This is a genomic window from Rhizobium sp. FG96, from assembly GCF_057808655.1.
In genome coordinates this window covers 1-24,618 of record NZ_JBMDIL010000004.1, presented here as the reverse complement: position 1 = coordinate 24,618, position 24,618 = coordinate 1, and the positions used below count along the sequence as shown (strand labels likewise).

21 protein-coding genes are annotated in these 24,618 nt (G+C 61.8%); 14 read left to right on the top strand and 7 right to left on the bottom strand.

Annotated elements, in window-relative coordinates; all coding sequences use genetic code 11:
* The first annotated feature begins 48 nt into the window (after window positions 1–48).
* The 5 genes from ACODR6_RS08570 to ACODR6_RS08550 are packed head-to-tail and all read left to right on the top strand — an operon-like array spanning window position 49 to window position 2,990.
* Window positions 49–825 carry a ComF family protein gene (locus tag ACODR6_RS08570; RefSeq protein ID WP_489022266.1) on the top strand — a complete coding sequence of 259 codons (777 nt, stop codon included), beginning with the start codon at window positions 49–51 and terminating at the stop codon, window positions 823–825.
* 34 nt (window positions 826–859) lie between these two features.
* The gene (gene grxC, locus ACODR6_RS08565; protein ID WP_112720248.1) at window positions 860–1,117 is read left to right on the top strand and encodes a glutaredoxin 3; all 258 of its coding nucleotides are present in this window, start codon (window positions 860–862) and stop codon (window positions 1,115–1,117) included.
* Between the two features lie 10 nt (window positions 1,118–1,127).
* Window positions 1,128–1,985, top strand: a complete 858-nt coding sequence (locus ACODR6_RS08560) for a carbon-nitrogen hydrolase family protein (RefSeq protein ID WP_489022263.1) — start codon at window positions 1,128–1,130, stop codon at window positions 1,983–1,985.
* Window positions 1,982–2,410, top strand: a complete 429-nt coding sequence (locus ACODR6_RS08555) for a DUF1178 family protein (RefSeq protein WP_489022261.1) — start codon at window positions 1,982–1,984, stop codon at window positions 2,408–2,410. The genes ACODR6_RS08560 and ACODR6_RS08555 overlap by 4 nt, the downstream gene beginning before the upstream one ends.
* A 1-nt stretch (window position 2,411) precedes the next feature.
* Window positions 2,412–2,990, top strand: coding sequence for a DUF3291 domain-containing protein (locus tag ACODR6_RS08550; RefSeq protein ID WP_489022259.1), 579 nt, complete (start codon window positions 2,412–2,414; stop codon window positions 2,988–2,990).
* 4 nt (window positions 2,991–2,994) lie between these two features.
* Here the strand turns inward: ACODR6_RS08550 and ubiG are convergent, their stop codons facing one another.
* Window positions 2,995–3,741 (bottom strand): bifunctional 2-polyprenyl-6-hydroxyphenol methylase/3-demethylubiquinol 3-O-methyltransferase UbiG, encoded by a 747-nt coding sequence (ubiG, locus tag ACODR6_RS08545; protein ID WP_413710374.1) that lies wholly within the window; start codon window positions 3,739–3,741, stop codon window positions 2,995–2,997.
* Window positions 3,742–3,794: 53 nt separating this feature from the next.
* Window positions 3,795–5,225, bottom strand: coding sequence for an amidase (locus tag ACODR6_RS08540; protein WP_489022257.1), 1,431 nt, complete (start codon window positions 5,223–5,225; stop codon window positions 3,795–3,797).
* A gap of 94 nt (window positions 5,226–5,319) precedes the next feature.
* Here ACODR6_RS08540 and ACODR6_RS08535 point away from each other — a divergent pair, with 94 nt between their 5' ends.
* Window positions 5,320–6,102: a LuxR C-terminal-related transcriptional regulator gene (locus ACODR6_RS08535; RefSeq protein WP_130284179.1), complete on the top strand. Its 783-nt coding sequence runs from the start codon at window positions 5,320–5,322 to the stop codon at window positions 6,100–6,102.
* 35 nt (window positions 6,103–6,137) lie between these two features.
* On the opposite strand, the gene ACODR6_RS08530 is transcribed toward ACODR6_RS08535, so the two are convergent.
* Window positions 6,138–7,469, bottom strand: coding sequence for an APC family permease (locus ACODR6_RS08530; protein WP_199627797.1), 1,332 nt, complete (start codon window positions 7,467–7,469; stop codon window positions 6,138–6,140).
* Between the two features lie 111 nt (window positions 7,470–7,580).
* On the opposite strand from ACODR6_RS08530, the gene ACODR6_RS08525 reads away from it, so the two are divergent.
* From ACODR6_RS08525 to ACODR6_RS08500, 6 genes are all read left to right on the top strand, one after another.
* Window positions 7,581–7,751, top strand: a complete 171-nt coding sequence (locus tag ACODR6_RS08525; RefSeq protein WP_489022254.1) for a hypothetical protein — start codon at window positions 7,581–7,583, stop codon at window positions 7,749–7,751.
* Between the two features lie 198 nt (window positions 7,752–7,949).
* On the top strand, window positions 7,950–9,224 hold the full coding sequence (locus ACODR6_RS08520; protein WP_112386085.1) for an aspartate kinase: 1,275 nt from the start codon (window positions 7,950–7,952) through the stop codon (window positions 9,222–9,224).
* A gap of 91 nt (window positions 9,225–9,315) precedes the next feature.
* Window positions 9,316–11,583, top strand: coding sequence for a phosphoenolpyruvate--protein phosphotransferase (gene ptsP / locus ACODR6_RS08515; RefSeq protein WP_203427921.1), 2,268 nt, complete (start codon window positions 9,316–9,318; stop codon window positions 11,581–11,583).
* 28 nt (window positions 11,584–11,611) lie between these two features.
* Entirely contained in the window at window positions 11,612–12,691 is a 1,080-nt protein-coding gene (gene prfA, locus ACODR6_RS08510) for a peptide chain release factor 1 (protein ID WP_489022251.1), read from the top strand.
* Window positions 12,688–13,560 carry a peptide chain release factor N(5)-glutamine methyltransferase gene (prmC, locus tag ACODR6_RS08505; RefSeq protein ID WP_489022249.1) on the top strand — a complete coding sequence of 291 codons (873 nt, stop codon included), beginning with the start codon at window positions 12,688–12,690 and terminating at the stop codon, window positions 13,558–13,560. Before prfA ends, prmC begins: the two co-directional genes overlap by 4 nt.
* Window positions 13,561–13,902: 342 nt before the next feature.
* Entirely contained in the window at window positions 13,903–14,622 is a 720-nt protein-coding gene (locus tag ACODR6_RS08500; protein ID WP_489022246.1) for a DUF4167 domain-containing protein, read from the top strand.
* A gap of 72 nt (window positions 14,623–14,694) precedes the next feature.
* On the opposite strand, the gene ACODR6_RS08495 is transcribed toward ACODR6_RS08500, so the two are convergent.
* Both ACODR6_RS08495 and ACODR6_RS08490 read right to left on the bottom strand, forming a co-directional pair.
* Window positions 14,695–16,851 carry a TonB-dependent receptor family protein gene (locus tag ACODR6_RS08495; protein WP_489022244.1) on the bottom strand — a complete coding sequence of 719 codons (2,157 nt, stop codon included), beginning with the start codon at window positions 16,849–16,851 and terminating at the stop codon, window positions 14,695–14,697.
* A gap of 194 nt (window positions 16,852–17,045) precedes the next feature.
* Window positions 17,046–17,924, bottom strand: coding sequence for a MurR/RpiR family transcriptional regulator (locus tag ACODR6_RS08490; protein ID WP_489022242.1), 879 nt, complete (start codon window positions 17,922–17,924; stop codon window positions 17,046–17,048).
* A gap of 225 nt (window positions 17,925–18,149) precedes the next feature.
* Between ACODR6_RS08490 and ACODR6_RS08485 the strand changes: the two genes are divergently transcribed.
* Window positions 18,150–19,055, top strand: a complete 906-nt coding sequence (locus ACODR6_RS08485; RefSeq protein ID WP_130284166.1) for a S1C family serine protease — start codon at window positions 18,150–18,152, stop codon at window positions 19,053–19,055.
* Between the two features lie 217 nt (window positions 19,056–19,272).
* Window positions 19,273–21,873: an ATP-dependent chaperone ClpB gene (gene clpB / locus ACODR6_RS08480; protein WP_112720263.1), complete on the top strand. Its 2,601-nt coding sequence runs from the start codon at window positions 19,273–19,275 to the stop codon at window positions 21,871–21,873.
* A 94-nt stretch (window positions 21,874–21,967) separates the two neighbouring features.
* Here the strand turns inward: clpB and ACODR6_RS08475 are convergent, their stop codons facing one another.
* Window positions 21,968–22,099, bottom strand: coding sequence for a hypothetical protein (locus ACODR6_RS08475; RefSeq protein ID WP_354541045.1), 132 nt, complete (start codon window positions 22,097–22,099; stop codon window positions 21,968–21,970).
* A 221-nt stretch (window positions 22,100–22,320) separates the two neighbouring features.
* Window positions 22,321–24,258: a M23 family metallopeptidase gene (locus ACODR6_RS08470; protein ID WP_112720264.1), complete on the bottom strand. Its 1,938-nt coding sequence runs from the start codon at window positions 24,256–24,258 to the stop codon at window positions 22,321–22,323.
* Window positions 24,259–24,618: the final 360 nt, after the last annotated feature.

Here is a 24,618-nt window from a genome sequence, read left to right as displayed (position 1 = left end):
GCGGCAAGACGGATTTTCCTTTTGGCCGGAAGCGGCTACTCTCGCTCCATGGGGGCAATCGATTTCGGCAAAGCAGCGCGGTCAGGCTGGGCGCATCTTGCGCGGCCCTTCCATGCGCTTGCCGACCTCGTCTATCCGCCGGCCTGCGCTGCCTGCGGTACGATGACATCAGGGCATCGCGGGCTTTGCGCCGAATGCTGGTCGGGCGTGCGCTTCATCGAGAGGCCTTATTGCGAGGTGCTGGGGTCGCCATTCTCTCACGATCTCGGAGGCGATATCCTGAGTGCGCAGGCGATTGCCGACCCGCCACCCTTCGATCGTCTGCGCTCCGCCGCCGTTCACGACGAGGCGGTCCGCAATCTGGTGCATGGGTTGAAATATCGCGACTGCGTCGATCTTGCGCCAATGATGGCGGGCTGGATGCTGCGGGCGAGCGATGGTGCCGTCGAAGCCTGCGATGCGATCATTCCCGTCCCGCTACACCGGTCGCGGATGCTGTCGCGCAAGTTCAACCAGGCGGCGGAGCTTGCGCGGCATCTGGGCCGCGTCTCGGGCAAGCCGTTGCTTCCCGCCACCTTGCTACGCGTCAAGCGAACGGAACAGCAGGTGGGGCTCGGGGCGAGGGCGCGTCAGGAGAATGTTCGCGGGGCCTTCGCGATCGCACGTGGGCGGGAAAACGATGTTTTCGGCAAACGGATCGTGCTTGTCGATGATGTCTACACGACCGGCGCGACAGTGGCCGCGGCAACGCGCGTCTTGCGCAAGGCAGGCGCCTCCGACATCACTGTTTTGACCTTTGCAAGGGCTCTGCAAGAACCTATATGACAAGGAGAAAACAGGCCCGTCTGGAGACCGGAATATGGTACCCGTCACGATCTATACACGGCAGTTCTGCGGCTATTGCGCCCGCGCCAAATCCCTGCTCGAAGAGAAGGGTGTCGACTACGTCGAGCATGATGCGACGTTCTCGCCCGATCTGCGCCAGGAGATGATCGGCAAATCGAACGGCCGCACGACCTTCCCGCAGATTTTCATCGGCAGTGAGCATGTTGGCGGTTGCGACGATCTCTTCGCGCTCGACCGAGCCGGCAAGCTCGATCCGATGCTGGCGGCCTGAGGGTAGCACCATGGTCTTCAAGGCTGCAGCGGTTCAGATGTGCTCGGGCGTCGATCCGGCGCGCAATGCCGTGTCGATGGCGCGGCTTGTCCGTGAGGCTGCGGCTCAGGGCGCGACCTATGTTCAGACGCCCGAGATGACAGGAATGCTGCAGCGAGACCGCGCGGCAGCCAAAGCGGTGTTGCGCGGTGAAGCCGACGATATCATCGTGCGGACCGCTTCGGAGCTTGCGGCCGAGCTCGGCATCCATATGCATGTCGGCTCGACGGCGATCGCGCTCGACGATGGCAAGATGGCCAATCGCGGCTTTCTGTTCGGCCCCGATGGCAAGGTGCTCAACCGCTACGACAAGATCCACATGTTCGATGTCGACCTCGACAATGGCGAGAGCTGGCGTGAAAGCGCGGCCTACCGGCCGGGCTCGGAAGCCCGTGTCGTGTCGCTGCCATTTGCGGAGATGGGTTTCACCATCTGCTACGACGTCCGGTTTCCCGCGCTCTTCCGGGCGCAGGCGGTTGCCGGTGCCGAAGTAATGACGGTTCCTGCCGCTTTCACGAAGCAGACCGGCGAAGCGCATTGGGAAATCCTGCTGAGGGCCCGCGCCATCGAGAACGGCGTCTTCGTCATCGCTGCCGCGCAGGCCGGCGTGCATGAGGACGGGCGGGAGACGTTCGGCCATTCGATGATCATCGATCCCTGGGGCCGGGTTCTGACATCTGTCGGGGGCACCGGCGAGGCCGTTATCCTGGCGGAGATCGATCCGGCTGCCGTGAAGGCTGCGCATGACAAGATCCCGAACCTGAAGAACGGCCGGGAATTCTCGATCGAGAAGATACCGGGGGCGGTGAAGGGAGGCGTTGCCGCTTGATCCGCTATTCCCTCAGTTGCGAGAATGCCCACGAGTTTGAAGGCTGGTTTTCCGAGAGCGCCGATTTCGACAGGCAGGTAGCGTCCGGTTTCCTGACCTGCCCCGTCTGCCATTCGGGCTCGATCTCGAAGGTGCTCATGGCGCCGTCCGTCTCCACCGCACGCAAGAAGGACGAGATCAAGACCGTCGCCATGGACGCGATGCGCCGTGAAGCGTTTCAGAAGCTCAAGGATGCCGTTGCTCAGGTGAAGGCGAATTCCGAGGATGTCGGGACGCGCTTTCCGGAAGAGGCGCGCAAGATCCATTATGGTGAAGCCGATGCGCGCGGCATTATCGGCCAGGCAACGGCCAACGAGGCCCAGGAGCTGATCGAGGAGGGCATCGAGATCGCTGGCCTGCCCGTCCTACCTGACGATGTGAACTGACATGCAGTCCGCGCGCCTCGCCTTTTACAATTTCGGGCTTCATGTGGCGCCGGCTGATAGTGAGGCGGTTCGCGGCTTCATGCTGCGCGAACCCGCAAATTTCGAAGCAGCGGCGCGAGCGCAGGGCTTCCTGGGGCGTTCGGGCTATCCGGGCGTACCCGGTACGCGAAGCTGGGGCGTTCAGGTTTTTCCGAGATATATCGAAGGCAGCGGCTTCACCACCGCGCCGTCCTCATTGTCGCTCTGGGCCGATATCGAGTCGTTGATGGCCTTCAGCTATAACGGCGTGCATGCCGACGCGTTGAAGAATGCCCGGGCCTGGAATGCCCGGCAGAGCTGGCCGCCGCTGGTTTTGTGGTGGGTTTCGGCCACGCATCGGCCAGACTGGCAGGAGGGCGCCTCGCGGCTTGAATATCTCGACGATCACGGACCGAGCGCGCATGCGTTCAACTTCAAGCAGCCTTATGGTCCTGACGGCGAGGAAATCACCATCGACCGCGAACGGGTGAAGGAGGTTGCTGCCCAAAACGCCACGCGCCAGCAGGATCTCTTGGAACTCGTGAGTAAATTGAAGGTCTGATTGCTCAGGCCGGGCGCTTTGCTAGCAGCATGTAATTCACGTCCATGTCCTTCGACAGATTCCACTGGTTGGCCAGAGGATTGAAGAAGACGCCGGTGCGGTCGATGATTTCGAGGCCAGAGGCGGTCATCGGCGCTTCCAGTTCTTCGGGACGAACCAGCTTTTCATATTGATGCGTGCCGCGCGGCAGCCAGCGCAGGATGTTTTCGGCCGCGAAGATCGCGAGCGCCGCCGCCTTCATCGTGCGGTTGATGGTGGCGACGAACATCATGCCGCCGGGGCGGACCATCCTAGAGCAGGTCGACATGAAGAATTCGACGTCGGCAACGTGCTCGACGACTTCCATGTTCAGGACGATATCGAAGGTCTCGCCGGCTTCGGCGAGTTGTTCGGCCGTGACAGGACGGTAATCGACGGAAACGCCCGACGCCTTCGCATGGGTGGAGGCGATGCCGATATTCTTTTCGGAGGGGTCGGCGCCGACGACGGTGGCGCCCATCCGCGCGACCGGTTCGGACAGCAGGCCGCCGCCGCAGCCGATGTCGAGAACGCGCAGGCCTTCCAGCGGCTTCGGGCTTTTCGGATCGAGCCCGAAATTCTCCGCCGCCTTGTCGCGGATGTAGGTCAGCCGCACCGGGTTGAACTTGTGCAGCGGCTTGAACTTGCCGGTCGGGCTCCACCACTCAGCCGCCATCGCCGAGAAGCGGTCCACTTCGCTCTGGTCGATCGTGCTCTTTGCGGCTTCGCTCATGGGTCTGCTCCTTGCGTCAGTCATGAGTGAAGTCGGACGATCGGCGGCATAAGTCAAGGGGCGGGAAGCCGCGGGACAGAGAGCCGCGCCTCCAGCGCCGCAGCCATCGACAGCACGCTTTCATCCGCAAAGCGTCGGCCGATGATCTGCAGGCCGACGGGCAGGCCGTTCGATGCAAGGCCGACGGGAAGCGACAGGGCGGGAAGCTGAGGCAGCATGTTGAAGGGACAGGTCATGTCGAGACCGACGAAGCGGCCATCCGGACCGGTCGCGACATAATCGTCATCGCATTCGGTGACCAACGGGGCAGTGACGGCGCAGGTCGGGCAGAGCAGTGCATCGTAATTTTCAAAGAGGGCCGCCATGTCGCGCCACATGCGGGTGCGCAGCAGTTCGACGCGCTTGTAGGCGGTGGCGTTCATCGCCAGCCCGCGCTCGATCATCGAAACGACGGCCGGATCCATCTTGTCGCGATAGGTCTCGATCGTCTCGCCGAAGAAGCCGGACATGAAGACGCACCAGAGGTCGAACCATTCGTCGTTGACGGCGCGTGTCCATTGCATCGGCACTTCATCGACCGTTGCCCCGGCGCGGCGCAGCTCGTCGGCCGCCTGGCGGACGAGCCGTTCGACCTCGGGTTCCACCTGATAATAGCCGAGATCGACCGAGAGGGCGAAGCGCTTGCCTGCGAGGCTGCCGTTGCGGGCAACGTGCGAGACGAAGCCAACCGGCAGCGACGAGATGTCCTCGTCGCTCGGTCCGCAGGTCGCTTCCATGAAGGAGACGGCATCGCCGACGGTGCGGGCGAGCGGGCCGAAATGCGAGATATTGTCGAAGACGCTCGGCAGGATGGTCATCGGGATGCGGCCGATGCTGGCCTTGAGGCCGACCGTGCCGCTCAAGGCCGCGGGTATGCGGACCGAGCCGCCCATATCCGTACCCTCGGCGAAGGGCACGACGCCGGTTGCGACCGCCACGGCTGAGCCGCCGGAGGAACCACCGGAGGTGCGTTCCGGGTTCCAGGGATTGCGGGTGATCCCCCATCGGGGGCTATGGGTGAAGCTGGCATAGGCGAATTCCGGGGTCGTCGTCTTACCCATCAGGATGCCGCCGGCATCTTGGAGACGGCGGACGACGAGTGCGGTCTCGTCGGGGATCCGGTTCCCCTGGGTCCAGGAGCCGAGCGTCGTCAGGTCTCCCTTGGTGGGCGTCATGTCCTTGGCAGCGAAGGGGACGCCGTGAAGGGGGGCGGTCGCTTCGCCGCGCGCTGCGGCACGGTCCGCGGCCCGGGCGGTTTCCAGCGCCTGTTCCTCGCGGATCACCGTGAAGGGGTTGAGGGTCGCATTGACGGCCCTGGCGCGGCGGATGGATTCGGCAACGACTGATTCCGACGAGAAACTCCCTTCGCGAATGCCGCGTGCGATCTCCGTCGCCGGGAGGTCGAGCGGGTGGGAGGCGGATTGTTCGGCCGCGTTCTTGGTCATGTCTGCGTGTTCCATCGGGGTCATTGCATTTCGCTTTGAAAGAGTGCTTGCTGTGCCGGAAGCCGTCTACGGCTTTTCATTGCCGGGACAATTCATGAATTCCGTTTCGAGACCAACTTCCCAGATGCCGTCCTTCGACGTCTGGAATGCTGCTCTCGCGCAGGCTGCGAACGCCATCGGTTCGCGGGCCTTTCCGGATGCGCTTGCCGCAGCGCTCAGGCTGCTGGCGCCGTTCCAGATGATGAACGGCTTCATTTATTCGCCCGATGGCCATGCCTTCGATCTCTATAACGAGAAGATCGTTGCCGAGCGGTCGCTGATCGTCGACCGGTATCTGGCGGGCGCCTTCGTGCTCGATCCCTTCTATGACGCGATCCGTGCCGATGGCGGCGCGCGGATGATCGTGATGCGCGAGATCGCGCCCGACGATTTTGCGCAGACCGAATATTTCCGCCTGCACTACGCGACGACCGAGATTATCGACGAGATCGGTTTCGTTCTGGCGCTCGAGAGCGGCTATATCGCCGTGCTGTCTTTGTCGCGCACCGGTAATGCCGCGCTGTTTTCCGAAGAGGACCTGCAGCGGCTGCGTTCGGCCGCATTGCTCGTCTGCGCGCTTGGAAGCCGTCATTGGTTCCATGTGTCCGGGCTGTCGCTGGAGATCAAGAATGCCGCTCCAGCCGCACGGATCGAACATCCGCTGCTGACCAAGCGTGAACTCGAGATCGTGACGCTGATCCTCAAGGGACATTCCAACCTCTCGCTTGCCGCCGTTCTTGAGCTTTCGCCCAACACGGTGAAGGTGCATCGCCGGCAGATCTACTCGAAACTCAACATTTCCAGCCAGGCCGAGCTCTTCCGCCTGTTCCTGGCGTAGCCCGGCCGCCTCCGGCCGGGCTACTGCTCGAAGCTTTACTCTGCGAAGTCCATTTCGGGAGGTGCGGACTGGAAGAAGCGGGTCAGATAGGCGAGATAGCCGATACCGATGACCAGCCAGATCAGGCCGAGAACCTTGGCATGCTCGTCGAGATTCCAGAGCAGGAAGAGATCGCAGACCGCGGCGAGCGCCGGGATGACGAGACCGATCAGCGCGCCGAGCGGCTTCACCTGCTGGTCGCCTTTCACATAGAGCGCGATGACCGAGATGTTGACCGCGGTGAAGGCGAGGAATGCGCCGAAGTTGATGAAGGAGGTCGAGGTCGTCACGTCCATGGTCAGCGCCAGCAGGCCGACGATGCCGACGAGCACGAGGTTGATCACCGGCGTGTGCCACTTCGGATGCAGGCTGCCGAAGATAGACGACGGCAGAACGCTGTCGCGGCCCATGGCGAAGAGCAGGCGGCCGACGCTGGCCTGGGCGGCGAGGCCCGAGGTGAACTGTGCAACGACGAGCGTTGCAAGGAAGATGGTGACGAAAAGGTCGCCGCCGATCGTCTTGGCGATTTCGCTGGCAGCGGCATCGACAGAGACGAAGTCCATGCCCGGATGGGCAAGCTGGGTGACATAGGCCGCGACGACGAAGATCAGGCCGCCGGCAAGGGCGGTGATCAGGATGGCGCGGGGCATGGTGCGCTTGGCATCCTTGGTTTCCTCGGTCAGCGTCGAGACGGCGTCGAAGCCGAGGAAGGAATAGGCGGCGATTGCGGCACCGGCGATCGATGCCGAGAAGGGTACGTCAGCCTTGAAGAACGGCGTTGCCGAGACGAGGCCGCCCGGGCCGCTGGCAGCCATGACATAGCGGGCTGCGAGGAAGACGAAGGCGATCAGGACGGCGAGCTGCACCAGCATCAGGATGAAATTGACGCGGTTTGCGAAGGCGATGCCGACGACGTTGACCAGCGTGGTCAGCAGGATGAAGCCGATGATCCAGACATAGGCCGGGATGGCCGGGAAGGCGGAGGTCAGGTAGGCCGCGCCGATCAGCCAGATGACCATCGGCAGGAAGAAATAGTCGAGCAGGACTGCCCAGCCGACGAGGAAGCCGATGCTCGGGCTCAGCGAGCGGCGGGCATAGGTGTAGGCGGAACCGGCAACCGGATAGACGCGGGCCATGACGCCGTAGCTGATGGCGGTGAGCAGGATCGCGGCAGCCGCCACGAGATAGGCCATGGCCGTCGTGCCCTGGCTTGCGGCGGCAAGTGCGCCGAAAGTGCCGAAGACGATCATCGGCGTCATATAGGCGAGACCAAAAAGCACAACGGACCAGAGGCCCAATGTGCGGTCGAGTTTTACTGTGTCATTCATGTTCCGCCTCCGCGAAGAGTTGTTGATTGATCTTCCCGGGAGCTGCGCAGGGCAATTCGTTTAGCTGTTCCGCGCAGGTCACCGCCCGCATTTTTTATTTATGAAGAAAAGATGAACGAGCGGGCGGAGATCGAACATAACCCCAAGGTGTTATGGGGAGCGGCTGCCGGAGACGTCAACAGGCGCCCGGAAAAGCCTCTGCTGCCGATCGCGGAAAACTTTGCTAAACCGTACCGCCAAACGCCAATTGGCGACCTTGCCACCCCCATGCAAAGCCGCTAAGAGACGCCGCAACTTGAGCCCTTGGGCGCCAAGGCTTTAGAAGCGTTCCAGAACTCCCAATTCGAGCGCTCCGGCCTATGGTCCGACCGGCTCCTGATGCCGGGTCTGGCAATCGTCTCTCCCGGTGGTTTGTCAATGGCGCATGATCGGCCGGAGAAATCCGCTCGCGGCCCCCGGCGCTGGCTGTGGTAGAGGCTTATGGCACGCATCGTTATGAAATTCGGCGGAACTTCCGTCGCCGATCTGGACCGCATCAAGAACGTTGCCCGCCATGTGAAACGTGAAGTGGACGCGGGCCACGAAGTCGCGGTCGTGGTTTCGGCGATGTCGGGCAAGACCAACGAGCTCGTCGGCTGGGTGCAGAACATGCCGAAGGTCGTGGGCGCCAACTCCCCGTTTTACGATGCGCGTGAATATGATGCCGTCGTCGCTTCGGGCGAGCAGGTCACGGCCGGTCTGCTGGCGATCGCGCTGCAGGCGATGGATATCAATGCGCGCTCCTGGCAGGGCTGGCAGATCGCCATCCGCACGGACAACGCCCATGGCGCCGCCCGCATCCAGGAAATCGACGGTGCCGATATCGTCAAGCGCATGGGCGAAGGCCAGGTTGCCGTCATCGCCGGCTTCCAGGGCATCGGCCCGGACAATCGCATCGCGACGCTCGGCCGCGGCGGTTCCGACACGTCGGCCGTTGCTGTTGCTGCGGCGCTGAAGGCTGATCGCTGCGACATCTACACCGATGTCGACGGCGTCTACACGACCGACCCGCGCATCGTGCCGCAGGCGCGCCGCCTGAAAAAGATCGCCTTCGAAGAAATGCTCGAAATGGCATCGCTCGGCGCCAAGGTTCTGCAGGTCCGCTCGGTGGAACTTGCGATGGTGCACAAGGTTCGTACCTTCGTGCGCTCCTCTTTCGAAGATCCCGATGCTCCGGGCATGGGTGACTTCTTGAATCCGCCCGGAACGCTGATTTGTGACGAGGATGAAATCGTGGAACAGGAAGTAGTCACCGGCATCGCCTATGCCAAGGATGAGGCTCAGATCTCGCTTCGCCGTCTTGCCGACCGGCCGGGCGTTTCCGCCGCGATCTTCGGACCGCTGGCCGAGAACCACATCAATGTCGACATGATCGTCCAGAACATTTCTGAAGACGGCTCGAAGACCGACATGACGTTTACGGTTCCGTCGGGCGATGTCGACAAGGCGATCAAGGTCCTGTCCGACAACAAGCCGGCGATCGGCTACGATGTCGTGCAGCACGAATCGGGACTGGTGAAAGTATCGGTCATCGGCATCGGCATGCGTTCGCACGCTGGCGTTGCAGCTACGGCCTTCCGCGCGCTCGCGGAAAAGGGTATCAACATCAAGGCGATCACCACATCGGAAATCAAGATTTCGATCCTGATCGACGGCCCGTATGCGGAACTCGCTGTCAGAACTTTGCATTCCTGCTACGGTCTCGATAAGAATTGATTCCCAGCGGGCGGGCCGCCCCTTCGACATGAAGAGATGCGGCCGGTTTGCTGGCCGCATTAGGCATTTGTTTCGGGGAGCTTGAGACGCAATGAGAGACCTGTCCGGCGGTCCGCGCGTACTGCTCAAGCGGTTGCGCGAGTTGATGGCGGAGCCGCTGGAGCCGCAGGAGCGGCTCGACCGGATCGTACGCCAGATTGCCAGCAACATGGTGGCGGAGGTCTGCTCGGTCTACGTGCTGCGTGCCGACGGCGTTCTTGAGCTTTACGCAACCGAAGGTCTGAACAAGGAAGCCGTCCACCTTTCGCAATTGAAGATGGGACAGGGTCTCGTCGGTACGATTGCCGCTTCCGCGCAGCCGCTCAATCTTTCCGATGCGCAATCGCATCCGGCCTTCCGTTACCTGCCGGAAACCGGCGAAGAGATCTATCACTCCTTCCTCGGCGTGCCGATCCTGCGCACGGGCCGTTCGCTCGGCGTTCTCGTCGTCCAGAACAAGGCGAGCCGCAACTATCGCGACGAAGAGCTCGAAGCGCTCGAGACGACGGCGATGGTGCTCGCCGAGATGATCGCCACCGGCGAGCTCAAGAAGATCACCAAGCCCGGCCTCGAACTCGATCTGACGCGTTCCGTCACCATCGACGGCGACACCTATAATGAAGGTATCGGTCTCGGTTACGTCGTGCTGCACGAGCCGCGCATCGTCGTCACCAACCTGCTGAACGAGGACTCGGAAAAGGAAATCCGTCGCCTCGCCGAAGCCATGGGTTCGCTGCGGCTGTCGATCGACGACATGCTGTCGCGCCGTGACGTGTCGATGGAAGGCGAGCATCGCGAGGTTCTCGAGACCTACCGCATGTTCGCCCACGACCAGGGCTGGGTGCGCAAGCTCGAAGAGGCGATCCGCAATGGCCTGACGGCGGAAGCCGCGGTCGAGAAGGTTCAGTCGGACACCAAGGCGCGGATGATGCGCCTCACCGACCCGTATCTGCGCGAGCGGATGCATGATTTCGAAGACCTGGCAAACCGCCTGCTGCGGCAGCTGACCGGCTATACCGGCCGCACCACGGCCGATGGCTTCCCGAACGATGCGATCATCTTTGCGCGCGCCATGGGCGCTGCCGAGTTGCTTGACTACCCGCGCGCCAATGTTCGCGGTCTCGTGCTCGAGGAAGGCGCGGTCACCAGCCACGTCGTCATCGTCGCGCGTGCCATGGGCATTCCCGTTATCGGTCAGGTCGCCGGTGTCGTGGCGCTTGCCGAAAATGGCGATGCGGCGATCGTCGATGGCGACGAGGCACACGTCCATCTGCGGCCGATGCAGGACCTTCAACGTTCCTACGAAGAGAAGGTCCGCTTCCGAGCTCGCCGTCAGGAGCAGTTCCGCGCGCTTCGCGCCGTCGAGCCGCTGACCAAGGATGGCAAGCGCATCGCGCTGCAGATGAATGCCGGCCTGCTGGTCGATCTGCCGCAGCTTGCCGAATCCGGCGCTGAAGGCATTGGTCTGTTCCGCACAGAGCTGCAGTTCATGATCGCCTCGACCATGCCGAAGGCGGAGGAGCAGGAAGCCTTTTATCGCAACGTGCTGAAACAGGCGGCAGGACGCCCCGTGACCTTCCGCACGCTCGATATCGGCGGCGACAAGGTCGTTCCTTACTTCCGCGGGCACGAGGAAGAAAATCCGGCGCTCGGATGGCGCGCGATCCGCCTGTCGCTCGACCGGCCGGGTCTCTTGCGCACGCAACTGCGCGCCATGCTGAAGGCTGCTGCCGGCACCGAGCTGAAGATCATGGTGCCGATGGTGACCGAGGTTTCGGAGCTGAAGGCGGTCCGCGAGCTCCTGCAGAAGGAAGTGCAGCACCTCTCGCGCTTTGGGCATGGCCTGCCACGCAAGCTGCAGTTCGGGGCGATGCTCGAGGTTCCGGCGCTGCTCTGGCAGCTGGACGAGCTGATGGAAGCTGCCGACTTCGTTTCGGTCGGTTCCAACGACCTGTTCCAGTTCGCGATGGCTGTCGACCGCGGCAATGCGCGGGTGTCCGACCGTTTCGACACGCTTGGCCGTCCGTTCCTGCGGATTCTGCGCGATATCACGCGCGCCGGTGAGCGTAACAATACGACCGTGACGCTCTGCGGCGAGCTCGCCGGCAAGCCGATCTCGGCAATGGCTTTGATGGGGATCGGGTTCCGCTCGGTATCGATGTCGCCGGCCTCTATCGGCCCGGTGAAGGCGATGCTGCTCGGGCTCGACGTGACGGCGCTCGCCAAGGTCATGGACGAGGCGCTCGACGATACGCATGGCACGGAAACGATGCGCGACATTCTTGTCCGCTTCGCCAGCAGCCACAATATTCCCCTTTAGACAACGATAAGAAGAATTGGAGTGAAGGGTGGCGAAGCTTCCCCTTGAAAAGATGCGCGAGCTGGAACGCCGCTTCGGCGAGATCGAAGCGCGCATGTCCGCCGGTCCTGCGGCCGACGTCTATGTGAAGCTCGCCTCCGAATATTCCGAACTGCAGCCCGTGGTCGGCAAGATCCGCGCCTATCAGAAGGCCGTGGCCGAGTTTGCCGACCTGGAAGCGATGCTCGAAGACAAGTCCGTCGATCGCGAGATGCGCGATCTTGCCGAGCTTGAATATCCTGATGTCAAAGAGCGCATCGAGGGGCTGGAGCAGGAAATCCAGATCCTGCTCTTGCCGAAGGATGCGGCGGACGAGAAGAGCGCCATCCTGGAAATCCGCGCCGGAACCGGTGGGTCGGAAGCAGCGCTTTTTGCCGGCGATCTGTTCCGGATGTACGAGCGCTTTGCGGCTGCCAACGGCTGGAAGGTCGAGGTGCTGTCGTCGAGCGAGGGGGAAGCTGGCGGCTTCAAGGAAATCATCGCGACGATCACCGGCCGTGGCGTGTTCGCCAAGCTGAAGTTCGAATCCGGTGTTCATCGCGTGCAGCGCGTGCCGGAAACAGAAGCGGGCGGGCGCATTCATACGTCTGCGGCCACGGTTGCCGTTCTGCCTGAGGCCGAAGAAATCGATATCGAAATCCGGGCGGAAGATATTCGCATCGATACGATGCGCTCGTCGGGTGCCGGCGGTCAGCACGTCAACACGACGGACTCTGCGGTGCGCATCACGCATCTCCCAACCGGCATCGTCGTCACCAGTTCCGAGAAGTCGCAGCACCAGAACAGAGCGAAGGCGATGCAGGTTCTGCGGTCGCGTCTCTATGACGCCGAGCGCCAGAGGGCCGACAGCGAGCGTTCTGCCGACCGCAAGAGCCAGGTTGGCTCGGGCGATCGCTCCGAACGCATCCGAACCTATAATTTCCCGCAGGGCCGCATCACCGATCACCGCATCAACCTGACGCTCTACAAGCTCGATCGGATGATGGTCGGTGAGATCGACGAAGTGGTGGATGCGCTGCTGGCCGACTATCAGGCAAGCCAGCTCGCCAGCCTCGGCGAACAGCAATGACGGCAAGCGGGCGAACCGTCTCGGCGATCCTTTCCAGCGCCCGCAGCCGGTTTTCGGAAGCGGGCATTGCGGATCCGGCAACCGACGCCCGCGTGCTGATTTCGGGATTGCTTGGCCTGTCATCGACGGAGATGCTGACGCGGGCAAACGATATTCCTGATGCCGAAAAGATCGCCGTGATCGAGGCCGCGATCGAACGGCGCCTGAAGCACGAGCCGGTTCATCGCATCCTTGGCGAACGCGAATTCTACGGTTTGCCGCTTTCGCTTTCGGCTGAGACGCTGGAGCCGCGGCCGGATACGGAGATTCTGGTCGATACGATGCTTCCGTATCTGAGACGTCTTGCAAGTGAGGGCGGCGATCTCCATATCCTGGACATCGGAACCGGAACGGGCGCCATATGCCTGGCGCTGCTGAGCGAGATTCCGCAAGCCAAAGGAACCGGTAGCGACATTTCGGCCGGCGCTCTCGCAACGGCTGAAGCCAATGCCAGTCGAAACGGACTTGAGGCGCGGTTCCGGGCAATACAATCCAGCTGGTTTGCCAACATCGATGGACGCTTTCACGCGATCGTCTCAAATCCGCCCTATATTGCTTCCAAGGTCGTTGACGATCTCGCTCCCGAAGTGAAGAAATTTGATCCTGCGGCAGCTTTGGATGGCGGCCCGGATGGACTTGACGCCTACAGGGCGATCGCCAAGGATGCGGCAAGGTTCTTGCGGCAGAATGGCATTATCGGATTGGAGATCGGCTTCGATCAATGTGATGACGTCACAGATGTCTTCGAGAAAGAAGGCTTCAAACGTCTGGAGTCCGCAAAGGATTATGGTCAGAATGACCGGGTGCTCGTGTTCGCACTCAATGTTTGAGCGATAAATTCCAGCATTGGACAGGACGATATTGCTATTGCGAAGAAAAGGCTTGGATTTCCCAGGGAAGCAAGATAGGTTGCGCTCACGCGTTGGGCACCCAAGAAGGAACGAAGATTCGTTCGGTACTTGGTCAGCCTCGGGGGTCCACTCTTTTAAACGAGAGTTTCAAAAGGTTGAACACGACCCAATGCGTGAATCAGTCAATATGACTTGAGAACAAGCGGCAGGTCGGCGCGAAGGCGCATCATGCTTGCGGCACGAAGGCCCTGAGTCGGTTTTTCCCGGCCTTGGCGATCGGTGCCTTAACTCCACACGAACGAGAATTCAGGTGAACGATCTATGAGGCCAGGACAGCAGAACAAGCGCGGTCGCGGGCGTGGCAATAACAATAATGGCGGCGGCGGCGGAAATAACAATAACAACAATTTCAACCGCAAGGGCGGCAATCCGCTGACACGGACCTACGACAGCTCTGGTCCTGACGTGAAGATTCGCGGCACGGCACAGCATATTGCCGAAAAATACGCCCAGCTTGCCCGTGATGCCCAGAGCTCCGGCGATCGCGTCATTGCCGAGAATTATCTGCAGCACGCGGAGCACTACAACCGCATCATCGCAAGCGCGCAGGCGCAGATGCAGGAACGCTTCCAGCGTGATGATCGCGGCGACTATCAGGATCAGGGCGCTGAGCGTGATGGCGATGATATGGACAATGGCGACAATGATGATGTCGTCGTCGTTCAGCCGCCGCGCGAACAGCACCAGCAGCGTCAGCCTCGTGAACCGCGCGAAAACCGCGAGAACCGCGAACAGCAGCAGATCGAAGCCGCCGCTCCCGCCGTTTCCGAGGATGTGATCGACGGTACCGGCCCACAACCGGATATCGAGGGCATTCCGGCCGAGGTTTCGATGGAAGAGGAAGGCGGCCAGTCGCGTGAGCGCCAGCCGCGCCGCCGCAGCACCGGCAGCCGCCCGCGCCGTCCGCGCCGCGCAGCCGGTGAGGGCGAAGGCGAAGCCGCTTCCGAGGCTCCCGTCCTCGCAGAAGCTGATTCCGAGTAAGCTTGGTCAAGCACAGATATGCGAAAGGCCGCCTTCGGGGCGGCCTTTTTGTTTTCGTGGGGATCGCAAGTTTCAGAAGGCGATCGATGCATTGACGAAGAAGGTCCGCGGCTGACCGACGAACTTGCCGCCGTTGTTGTCGGTCGAGCGGGTGAAGTATTCCTTGTCGAGCAGGTTCTTCACGCCGAAGGCGAATTTCGGGGCGTTCTTCCTGTCCTGCGGTTCGTAGGCGACGCGCAGGTTGACCGTTGCATAGCCCGGGATGTCGCCGAGGCGGCCGGTCGGATCCTCGTCGGTCACGTAGGTTGCGCCATCGGCGGCGTTGCCCGGCGAATGCTGCTTCGATTGCGCAAAGACATCGGCATTGATCGCCCAGTCGTTATACTGATAGCGGGCGCCGACCGAGCCGAAATGCCGGGAATAGAAAGGCAGATCGCGGCCTTCGAAGGCACCGGCCTCATAGGTGGCCTCGGTATAGGTATAGGTTGCCGAAAGCGACAGGCCGTCGAGCGCGGGGGACAGATCGCTCAGGTCATAGCGGCCGGCGGCTTCCACACCGCGATGGCGGGTGGCGCCGAGATCGGTCCAGATGCCTTCGCCGACGATGGTGCGGCCGAGATAGAGTTCCTTGTCGAAATCGATGTTGAAGAGCGTGAGTTCGCCGCTCCAATTGTCGCCCTCGTAATGCGTGCCGATTTCGTAAGTGGTTGCCTTCTCCGGGTGCAGGCCATCGGTCGTCGAGGCCAGCTGGCTGTATTGCTGGGGGCCGAATGAGACGCCGACATTGGCGAAGACGCTCCAGGAATCGTTGATCTGGTAGGCCGCGGACAGGGTCGGCAGGGCCTCATGGGCATCGATCGACGGCGAGGAGGTGCTCGTGACAACGCCGCCGGTCAGGTTGGCGATATCGTTATGGGTGCTGATGATCTCGTAGCGCACGCCCGGCGTGATCGTCCAATCGCCGATCTCGATCTTGTCGTCGATGTAGAAGGCATGCGCCGTCGTGCCGCCGTCGCTGGTCTGATAGGTGTTCATCGCCAGCGAATTGGGATCGATGCCGGCCGCGCGATTGTAGAAAGCGGTTCTCGCAGCGACTTCGGAGCTCTCCTCCCAGAGATAGCGATAGCCGATCGTCACTTCCTGGGTGATGCCGCCGAGCTCGATAAGGCGGGAATAGCGGGGCTCGATGCCGAAATAGCTGTATTCGCGCGGCGCCGAAGTCAGGCGATAGAGGTCGGCGCTGGCGCCGGTGCCCTGCTGCTCGACATGGCTGCCGCGGAACGAGTCGACATAGTAGGTCAGCAGTTCGAAATTGTTTTCGCCGTCGTCATGCTGGTAGCGCAGCGAGATGTCGTCGCGGCGGCCGCTGAAATCGTCGTAGCGGCGGGTCGATTGGAACGGATCCTCGGCATATTCGGCCGCCGTCAGGCCGCCCGGCATTTTGCCTTCGCCTTCGTAGTGGTGGTACTGGGCGCTGATCTTGTCGGTATCGGTCAGCTCGTAGCTGCCCTTCAGGATGATGTCGTCGATATCGGTACGGTCGTTGCTCTCGCGGTAGCCTTCACCATGAATGCCGGAATAGAGGAGTGCCGCGCCGAAGCCGTCGTCATTGGTGCCGCCGATCAGGAAGTTGGGCGTTGCTTTGACGTTGCCGGTGCCGCTCGCGATGTCGGCCCCCGAAGAAAAGCGCGCGGTGAATTCGTCCGGGATGGGATGGGTCACGAAATTGATGATGCCGCCGACATTCTGCGGGCCGTAGCGTACTGAGCCCGCGCCGCGCACGACATCGATCGTCTCGACATTGCCGAGCGTCAGCGGGAAGAGCGACAGCTGCGGCTGGCCATAAGGCGCATAGGAGAGCGGGATGCCGTCCATCAATACGGTCGAGCGCGGGGAGAGGCGGGAGGTGAGGCCGCGAACGCCGAGATTGAGCGACACATCGCTGCCGCCTGTGCCATTGCTCTCCTGAACCTGGACGCCGGGGACGAGGTTCAGGGCATCGCGCACGTCAGTGGCGCCGCGCTCTTCCATCTGCTTGCGATCGACGATGGTTCTGGCGCCGGGGTGTTTCAGAACCTTCTCCTCGTTCGGCTCGTCCAGCCAGTTTCCGGTGATCTTGATGGCTTCGAGCGTGGTGGTATCGCCGGAATTTGCGGCATCCTGAGCAAGCGTCGAGGTCGCGGAAGCGAGCAGCGCGAAGGTGGCTGCGAGATATCGTCTGTTGAGCATGGGGGTCCTGCGGGTAGGTAAGATCAGGCAATGAGCCATCATCCGGAAAAGAAGCGCGGCTTCTTCCGTTGTCTGGCGGCATCAGGTTTTGGTGATGGAAGCGCCGGCTGCGGCGCGGGGATCAACTCGAGTTGGGAGGTCGCGGCATGACGGCAAAAGCCGTCATGTTTATTTTGATGGCCATCTGAGGCCGATCATTTCGGGCTGAGGACCTTACTCCTCAGGCCGGCAAGGCGTCGTTTCGTGGCGACTGCGCGGGGCTGGTTCTTCACCGCCACGCCATAGGCGAGCAGGTCGCCGATGACGATCGCGCCAAGGCTCCAGCTTGCCAGTTTCGATGGCGAGCCGACGCAGGTGAGCAGCGCATCCACCTTGTTGCGATAGAGTTCGCCGAGCTGCACGCCGCAGACGAGGACGAGCTTGCAACCGAGTTCGGCCATCTGGCTCGTGACCAGCGAGAATTCCGCGGTTTCGTGGACGGCGTTGAAGAGAATGACGGCGTCGGCCTTGCGGAGATCGAGAAGCTCGTTGGCGAGCGTGAAACCGGAAGCGCCGGAACAGCGGGTTCTCAGACCCGTCCGGCTGAGCGCGATCGAGCAGTGCCTGGCCTCGACCTCGGCCGTTCCCATGCCGAGGCACCAGACGGTGTCGGCACTTTCCAGCAGCGAAACTGCGGCGGCGAAGGCTTCCTCGTCGAGCTGCTCCTCGGTCGAGCTCAACACCTCGCGGGCGGTGGCAAACATCTGATGCGCGACCTTCGGCAGGTCGCTGCCAGTGCCGCGGAAGCGCTGCTCCAGCCGGTCACTGGTCGGGATGGTGCGCGCCATCGTGCGGCTGCAGATACGCTTCAGCTCCGGCAGGCCGCTGAAGCCGAGGCGACGGGCGGTACGGATGACGGTTGCGTCGCTGGTTCCCGCGTCGGCGGCGATCTCTTCGGCACTCTTGAAGATCAGGACATCGATCGGCAGGCCGACGAGATACTCGGCGACCGCAAGCTCCGAGCGGCTGAGCTCGGTCCTGTGCTGGTCGAAATGCTGCTTGAGTACCGACGAGGCTCGGTCGCTTGTTTCCATCTTCTCCAACCCGCATGTGATCACAAATGCGCGAATAGCCGAATTTGCCGTTGATAGATACGGAAATTCACCAACTTACGCATGCATGCTCTGGTGAGGTTAGCCGTACTGATAGTGCCGAGCTTGCACTCGCAGACGGCAGTTCATACCTTATATCAAGCATGATGCGCCGCTCCCCAAGACGCGTATCGTGCGCCTCTTTTCCAGAACCGTCAGGGTCAAGAGATGAATACCGATCAGATTTTACGGTCGATCGTGGCCGTCCGTTCCTCCATTCCGGAGGATGCTTTTACCGCTTCGACACTCGGCACCGTCCGGGAAGGAAGCGGCGTGGTCATTCGCGAAAACGGCCTTGTGCTGACCATCGGCTACCTGATTACCGAGGCCGAAGAGGTCTGGCTCACCCGGCAGGATGGCCATGTGGTTGCCGGTCATGCGCTCGCCTATGACCAGGAGACTGGTTTCGGCCTCGTCCAGGCGCTCGGCGCGCTCGATGTTCCAGCCCTTCCGCTCGGCAATTCGGCTGATGCGCAGGTCGGCGATCCCGTTATCGTCGCCGATGGCATTGGCCAGTTCGTCCGCGCCAATATCGTCGCCAAGCAGGAATTCGCCGGTTATTGGGAATATCTGCTCGACGAGGCGATCTTCACGGTGCCCGCCCACCCCTCTTGGGGCGGAGCGGCGATGGTCGATGCCGAAGGCAAGCTGCTTGGCATCGGGTCGCTGCGGCTGCAAATGGCCAAGGATGGCGAGGTCGCCGATATCAACATGATCGTCCCGATCGACCTGTTGCGGCCGATCCTCGACGATCTGCTCAATCGCGGCCAGATCAACAAGCCCGCCCGCCCATGGCTCGGTGCCTTCTCGGCAGAGAGCAACGGCGAGGTGATCGTCATGAGCGTCGCGCCTGATGGTCCGGCCGCGAAAGCCGGCCTGCGCCAGGGCGACGTGATCTCCGAGATCCGCGACGGCGAGGTCGAAGGGCTTGCGGACTTCTACCGCAAGGTCTGGGAGAGTGGCTCTGCCGGCGCCGAAATCCCGATGCGGGTGCTGCGGGACGGGCGCGAGGCATGGCTTCGCATCAAGTCTGCAGACCGCAACAGCTTCCTCAAGAAGCCGCAGCTTCAATAGGCAAAACGGGCGCTGCAAACGCGGCACCCGTGCCCGCGCCAAACTGCCGCTTTTCGCAGCAATCCCCCTTTAAACTCTTCCGATATCCCACCATATTCGGTTCGATTGCTTCGCCGGAATCCCAAAGCGGTGAAGCCGGGCTTGCCTTTACAGGGAGCTCAATCTCAATCATCGGTCTGCGCCTCTTGCAGGGCAGGGCGATCCATGGAGGTACAGTATGAATATCGAGAAATATTCCGAGCGCGTACGCGGTTTCGTCCAGTCCGCTCAGACTTACGCCCTGGCCCAGGGCCATCAGCAATTCACGCCCGAGCATGTGCTGAAAGTGCTGCTTGACGACGATCAGGGCATGGCTGCCTCGCTGATCGAGCGTGCCGGCGGCGACGCCAAGGCCGCCAGGCTGGCCAATGACGCTGCGCTTGCGAAGCTTCCCAAGATTTCCGGCGGCAACGGCAACATCTATCTCGCTGCACCGCTTGCGAAGGTCTTTTCGACCGCCGAGGAAGCCGCCAAGAAGGCCGGTGACAGCTTCGTGACCGTCGAGCGCCTGCTGCAGGCACTGGCGATCGAATCTTCGGCATCGACGGCGATCACGCTGAAAAATGCCGGCGTTTCGGCCCAGAGCCTCAACCAGGTCATCAACGAGATCCGCAAGGGCCGCACTGCCGATTCCGCCAACGCGGAGCAGGGCTTCGACTCCCTAAAGAAATACGCGCGCGATCTCACGGCTGAGGCGCGTGAGGGCAAGCTCGATCCGGTGATCGGCCGCGACGACGAAATCCGCCGCACGATCCAGGTCCTGTCGCGCCGCACCAAGAACAACCCGGTCCTGATCGGTGAACCCGGCGTCGGCAAGACGGCGATCGTCGAAGGCTTGGCGCTGCGCATCGTCAATGGCGACGTGCCCGAAAGCCTGAAGGACAAGAAGCTGATGGCGCTCGACATGGGCGCGCTGATTGCCGGTGCGAAGTTCCGTGGTGAATTCGAGGAACGCCTGAAGGCGGTGCTGAACGAAGTTCAGTCCGAGAACGGCGAGATCATCCTGTTCATCGACGAAATGCATACGCTCGTCGGTGCCGGCAAGGCCGATGGCGCCATGGATGCGTCGAACCTCCTGAAGCCGGCGCTTGCCCGCGGCGAGCTTCACTGCGTTGGTGCCACCACGCTCGACGAGTATCGTAAGCATGTCGAGAAGGATCCGGCCCTTGCCCGCCGCTTCCAGCCCGTCGTCGTCGACGAGCCGACGGTCGAGGATACGATCTCGATCCTGCGTGGTCTGAAGGAAAAATACGAGCAGCATCACAAGGTCCGCATCTCGGATTCGTCCCTGGTTGCGGCTGCGACCCTGTCGAACCGCTACATCACCGACCGTTTCCTGCCTGACAAGGCCATCGACCTGATGGACGAGGCGGCAGCGCGCCTGCGCATGCAGGTCGATTCCAAGCCGGAAGAGCTCGATGAGCTCGATCGCCGCATCATGCAGCTGAAGATCGAGCGCGAGGCGCTGAAGAAGGAAACCGATGTTGCATCGGCCGACCGTCTGAAGCGGCTGGAGACCGAGGTAACCGATCTGGAGGAACAGGCCGATGCGCTGACCGCGCGCTGGCAGGCGGAAAAGCAGAAGCTCGGCCTCGCCGCCGACCTGAAGAAGCAGCTCGATGATGCCCGCAACGAACTGGCGATTGCCCAGCGCAAGGGGGAATTCCAGCGTGCCGGCGAATTGACCTATGGGGTCATTCCCGAGCTCGAAAAGCAGCTCGCCGATGCTGAAAAGCAGGATGGCGATCGCGGTGCGATGGTGCAGGAGGTCGTGACCCCCGACAATATCGCCCATGTCGTCTCGCGCTGGACCGGCATTCCCGTCGACAAGATGCTTGAAGGCGAACGCGACAAGCTGCTCAGGATGGAAGATGAGCTGGCGAAATCGGTCATCGGTCAGGGTGATGCGGTTCAGGCCGTATCGCGCGCTGTCCGCCGCGCCCGTGCCGGCCTGCAGGATCCGAACCGGCCGATCGGCTCGTTTATCTTCCTCGGCCCGACCGGCGTCGGCAAGACGGAGCTGACGAAGGCGCTCGCCCGCTTCCTCTTCGACGACGAGACGGCGATGGTGCGCATGGACATGTCGGAGTACATGGAGAAGCACTCCGTGGCCCGGCTGATCGGCGCGCCTCCCGGCTATGTCGGCTATGATGAAGGTGGTGCGCTGACGGAAGCCGTCCGCCGCCGGCCTTATCAGGTCGTGCTGTTCGACGAGATCGAGAAGGCGCATCCCGATGTCTTCAACATCTTGCTGCAGGTTCTCGACGACGGACGCCTGACCGATGGTCAGGGCCGCACGGTCGATTTCCGCAACACGATGATCATCATGACGTCGAATCTCGGTGCTGACTATCTGACCCAGCTCTCCGAGGGTGAAGACAGCGAAAACGTTCGCGAACAGGTGATGGATGTCGTCAAGGCGCATTTCCGTCCGGAGTTCCTGAACCGTGTCGACGAAATCATCCTGTTCCACCGCCTGAAGCGGGAGGAAATGGGCGCGATCGTCGATATCCAGCTGAAGCGGCTGGTAGCATTGCTGTCCGAGCGCAAGATCGTCATCGATCTCGACGAGGATGCCCGCAACTGGCTGGCCAACAAGGGCTATGATCCTGTCTATGGCGCACGTCCGCTGAAGCGGGTGATCCAGAAATACGTTCAGGACCCGCTGGCTGAACAGATCTTGTCGGGCGAAGTGCCGGATGGTTCGCTGGTCAAGGTGACGAACGGCTCCGACCGGCTGCTGTTCCGCACCCGGCAGAATGTCAGCGAAGCGGCATAACCGCCGGATCAGGACAGAATGGAGTGATGCCGTCCCGCTGCAGAGCCGGGGCGGCATTTTTCATTGCCCGCGGGCAATGACGATTCCGGACGGTTCAAGCGGTTTCGCCGGCTGCCGGAAGGCTGCGAAGGCTCGCCGCTTCCATCAGGGAGCGGGCAATGGCGTTGCGCAGCAGAAATGCGTTGGATTTGGTTCTCTTCTTGTCGAGGGCCTGTGCCGCGTCCATCAGAAGAAATCCTTCTTTCGAAAGGATTTCATGCGCCTTGCACAAAGCCCACTTTTCGAATGCATCGCTCGATTCCATGTCGCCCGCCAAATCATTTAGCTAAACCGATGCCGAATCACTTTCGAATATTCTACTTCAAATAGATTCTACTTGAATCGAAATTTTCAGGGATGAATTCTACTGGCCTTCGGGAGCATTGCCGCCGCCTGGAGTAGTAAAGGCTACTTGCTGGCAACCTGATCGACGGGCTGGTTGTTCAGCAGCGTGTCGATGCGCTTGCGTTCGTCCTGGAATTTGGCGAGCGCATCGCCATCCAGCGATTTTCCGCCCGGCAGGCGGATGCGCAGCGGATCGACCTTGGTGCCGTTGACGATCATTTCGTAATGTAGGTGCGGACCGGTCGATTCACCTGTCGTGCCGACCCAGCCGATCACCTGGCCCTGGCGAACCTTGGCGCCGGGAACGACACCCTTGGCGATGGCGCTCTGGTGATTGTAGGAGGATTCATAGCCATTGGCATGGCGCACGATCGTCTGGTTGCCGTAACCGCCGGAATCCCAGCCTGCCTTCTCGACGACGCCGTTGCCGGTCGCGATGATCGGCGTGCCGCGCGGGGCAGCCCAGTCGACGCCGGTATGCATGCGGGCAAAGCCGAGGATCGGGTGACGGCGCATGCCGAAGCCAGATTTGAAGATGCCGTTCGGAACCGGGTTGCGCAGCAGGAACTGGCGGATGCTCTTGCCGTCCTGGTCGAAGTAATCGACGCTGCCGTCATCGGCCTGGAAGCGGTAGAAGCGGATCGCCGTGTCGCCGAAGCGGGCGTTGACATAGAGCAGTTCGGAATCGTCGGTGGCCTTGCCGGTCGAGTCGGCGACAGAGAAGAAGGCTTCGAGGAAGTCCGTGGATTTCAGCTGCGCCTGGAAGTCCACATTGGCGGCCAGCAGCTTGATGATCAGCGCCGTCATGTCCTTGGTCATGCCGTAGGACAGCGCCGCGCGATAGATGCCGTCATAGACGCGCGGCAGGTTCTGTCCTGATGGGACAGAGAGGGAGTCGTCGCTGAAGGCGGTGGCGACGGCATCCAGCATCGGCGGTTCGCTGGCAACGACGAAGCGGCCCTTGTCATCGAGCGCGATCGTCACAAGATGCCGCGTGCCGCGATAGACGCTGGCGCGGATCAGCTTTGCCTGTTCGCCCTTCTGGATGATGCCGATGCGCAGCACGTCGCCCTTCGACAGATCCTCGCTGCCGAGCGGCTGCGACAGATAACCGGAAAGCATCTTCGCTTGCGGGTCGGGATAGCCGGCATCGGTCAGCGCCTTGGCGATCGGCACGTTCTGGCGGGCCGGAATGATGTCGTCGGCAAATTCTTCGGTCTGCGGTGTGATCGATTCCGGCGCCGAGACCGTCATGTTCTGTTCGAGGACACGGGCCGAAAGACCAGCGGTCAGATCGACGTCGTTGTCTTCGTTGGAGAAGCGCTGCGGATCGACATAATAGAGGGCGGCCACCTGCGAGGCGCCGTCGGTTAGCACCGAACCGTTGGAGCGGACGTTTTCCTCGATCTCGTCGAGCGACATGCCGGGCGCGACCTTCAGGTCGCTCTTGCCGGTCGGGAAGGGGACGGATTTCAGCGCTACTTCGGATTCGACATCAGAGCCATAGATCGCGCCGGTGCGCTGGGCGGGGGCCGGCTGCGGCTCGTCGGCGGAGAAGATCGAGAGCGCGTCGAAGTCGGGATAGTCCTCGGTCGCCACATGATTGGCGGCAAGCCGCATCTTCACATGCGAGAAGGGCTGGCGGCGGACCACTTCCTTGTCGCCGTCGTGAACGACGGTCGACACTTCCATAATCGCCTTGTCCGATGGTTTGGCGGCGATTGCCGGAGCAATGAGACGCCCGCCGCGGGTGACCGCCGTGTCCTCATGTGCGTCGCCATTGATATTCGCATAGGCTTCCGCCGGGATTGCCAGCTGCTGGCGACCGTCGAGGGCGGCAAAGAGCGCAACGCCCATGAGTATGCTGGAAGTGATGCCTGTGAGGAACGTGCCCGAAAGCCAGCGCAGCGAAACCTCGCGCTTGTCGGGCGCACGTCTGCCATCGGCGAGAAGCGGCGGCTCGTTGCCCAACGAGCGGATCATCATCTTCTCCGTCATCATGGCAGCTTTATCCGCGTCCTTTCATGGGCTTCTTCGGGGCCTGACCGGCTTGGGCGAAGATGTGCATATTTTGAGCATGCGAGTCAAATCATGAGGGCCGCCCTTATATAGAGGCCGAAACTCGCTCGAATCCTGCGCGCCCTTCAGACCACCGGATTGTGATCCTGTCAGGGCAGAATGATGGCGCCCCACAATTTTGAAGGGGTGGCGGGGTGCGGGGATGCTGGGAGATAGCCGGATTCGATGTCCGAATGGCGTCCGAAACATTCTTGTTCCGAATTATCCTTTTAAAACAGCCTGCTACAAGAAACTTCGGAATTTTCTCCATTGCGCTGTTGACTGTTTGGGAGGGATGGCCGT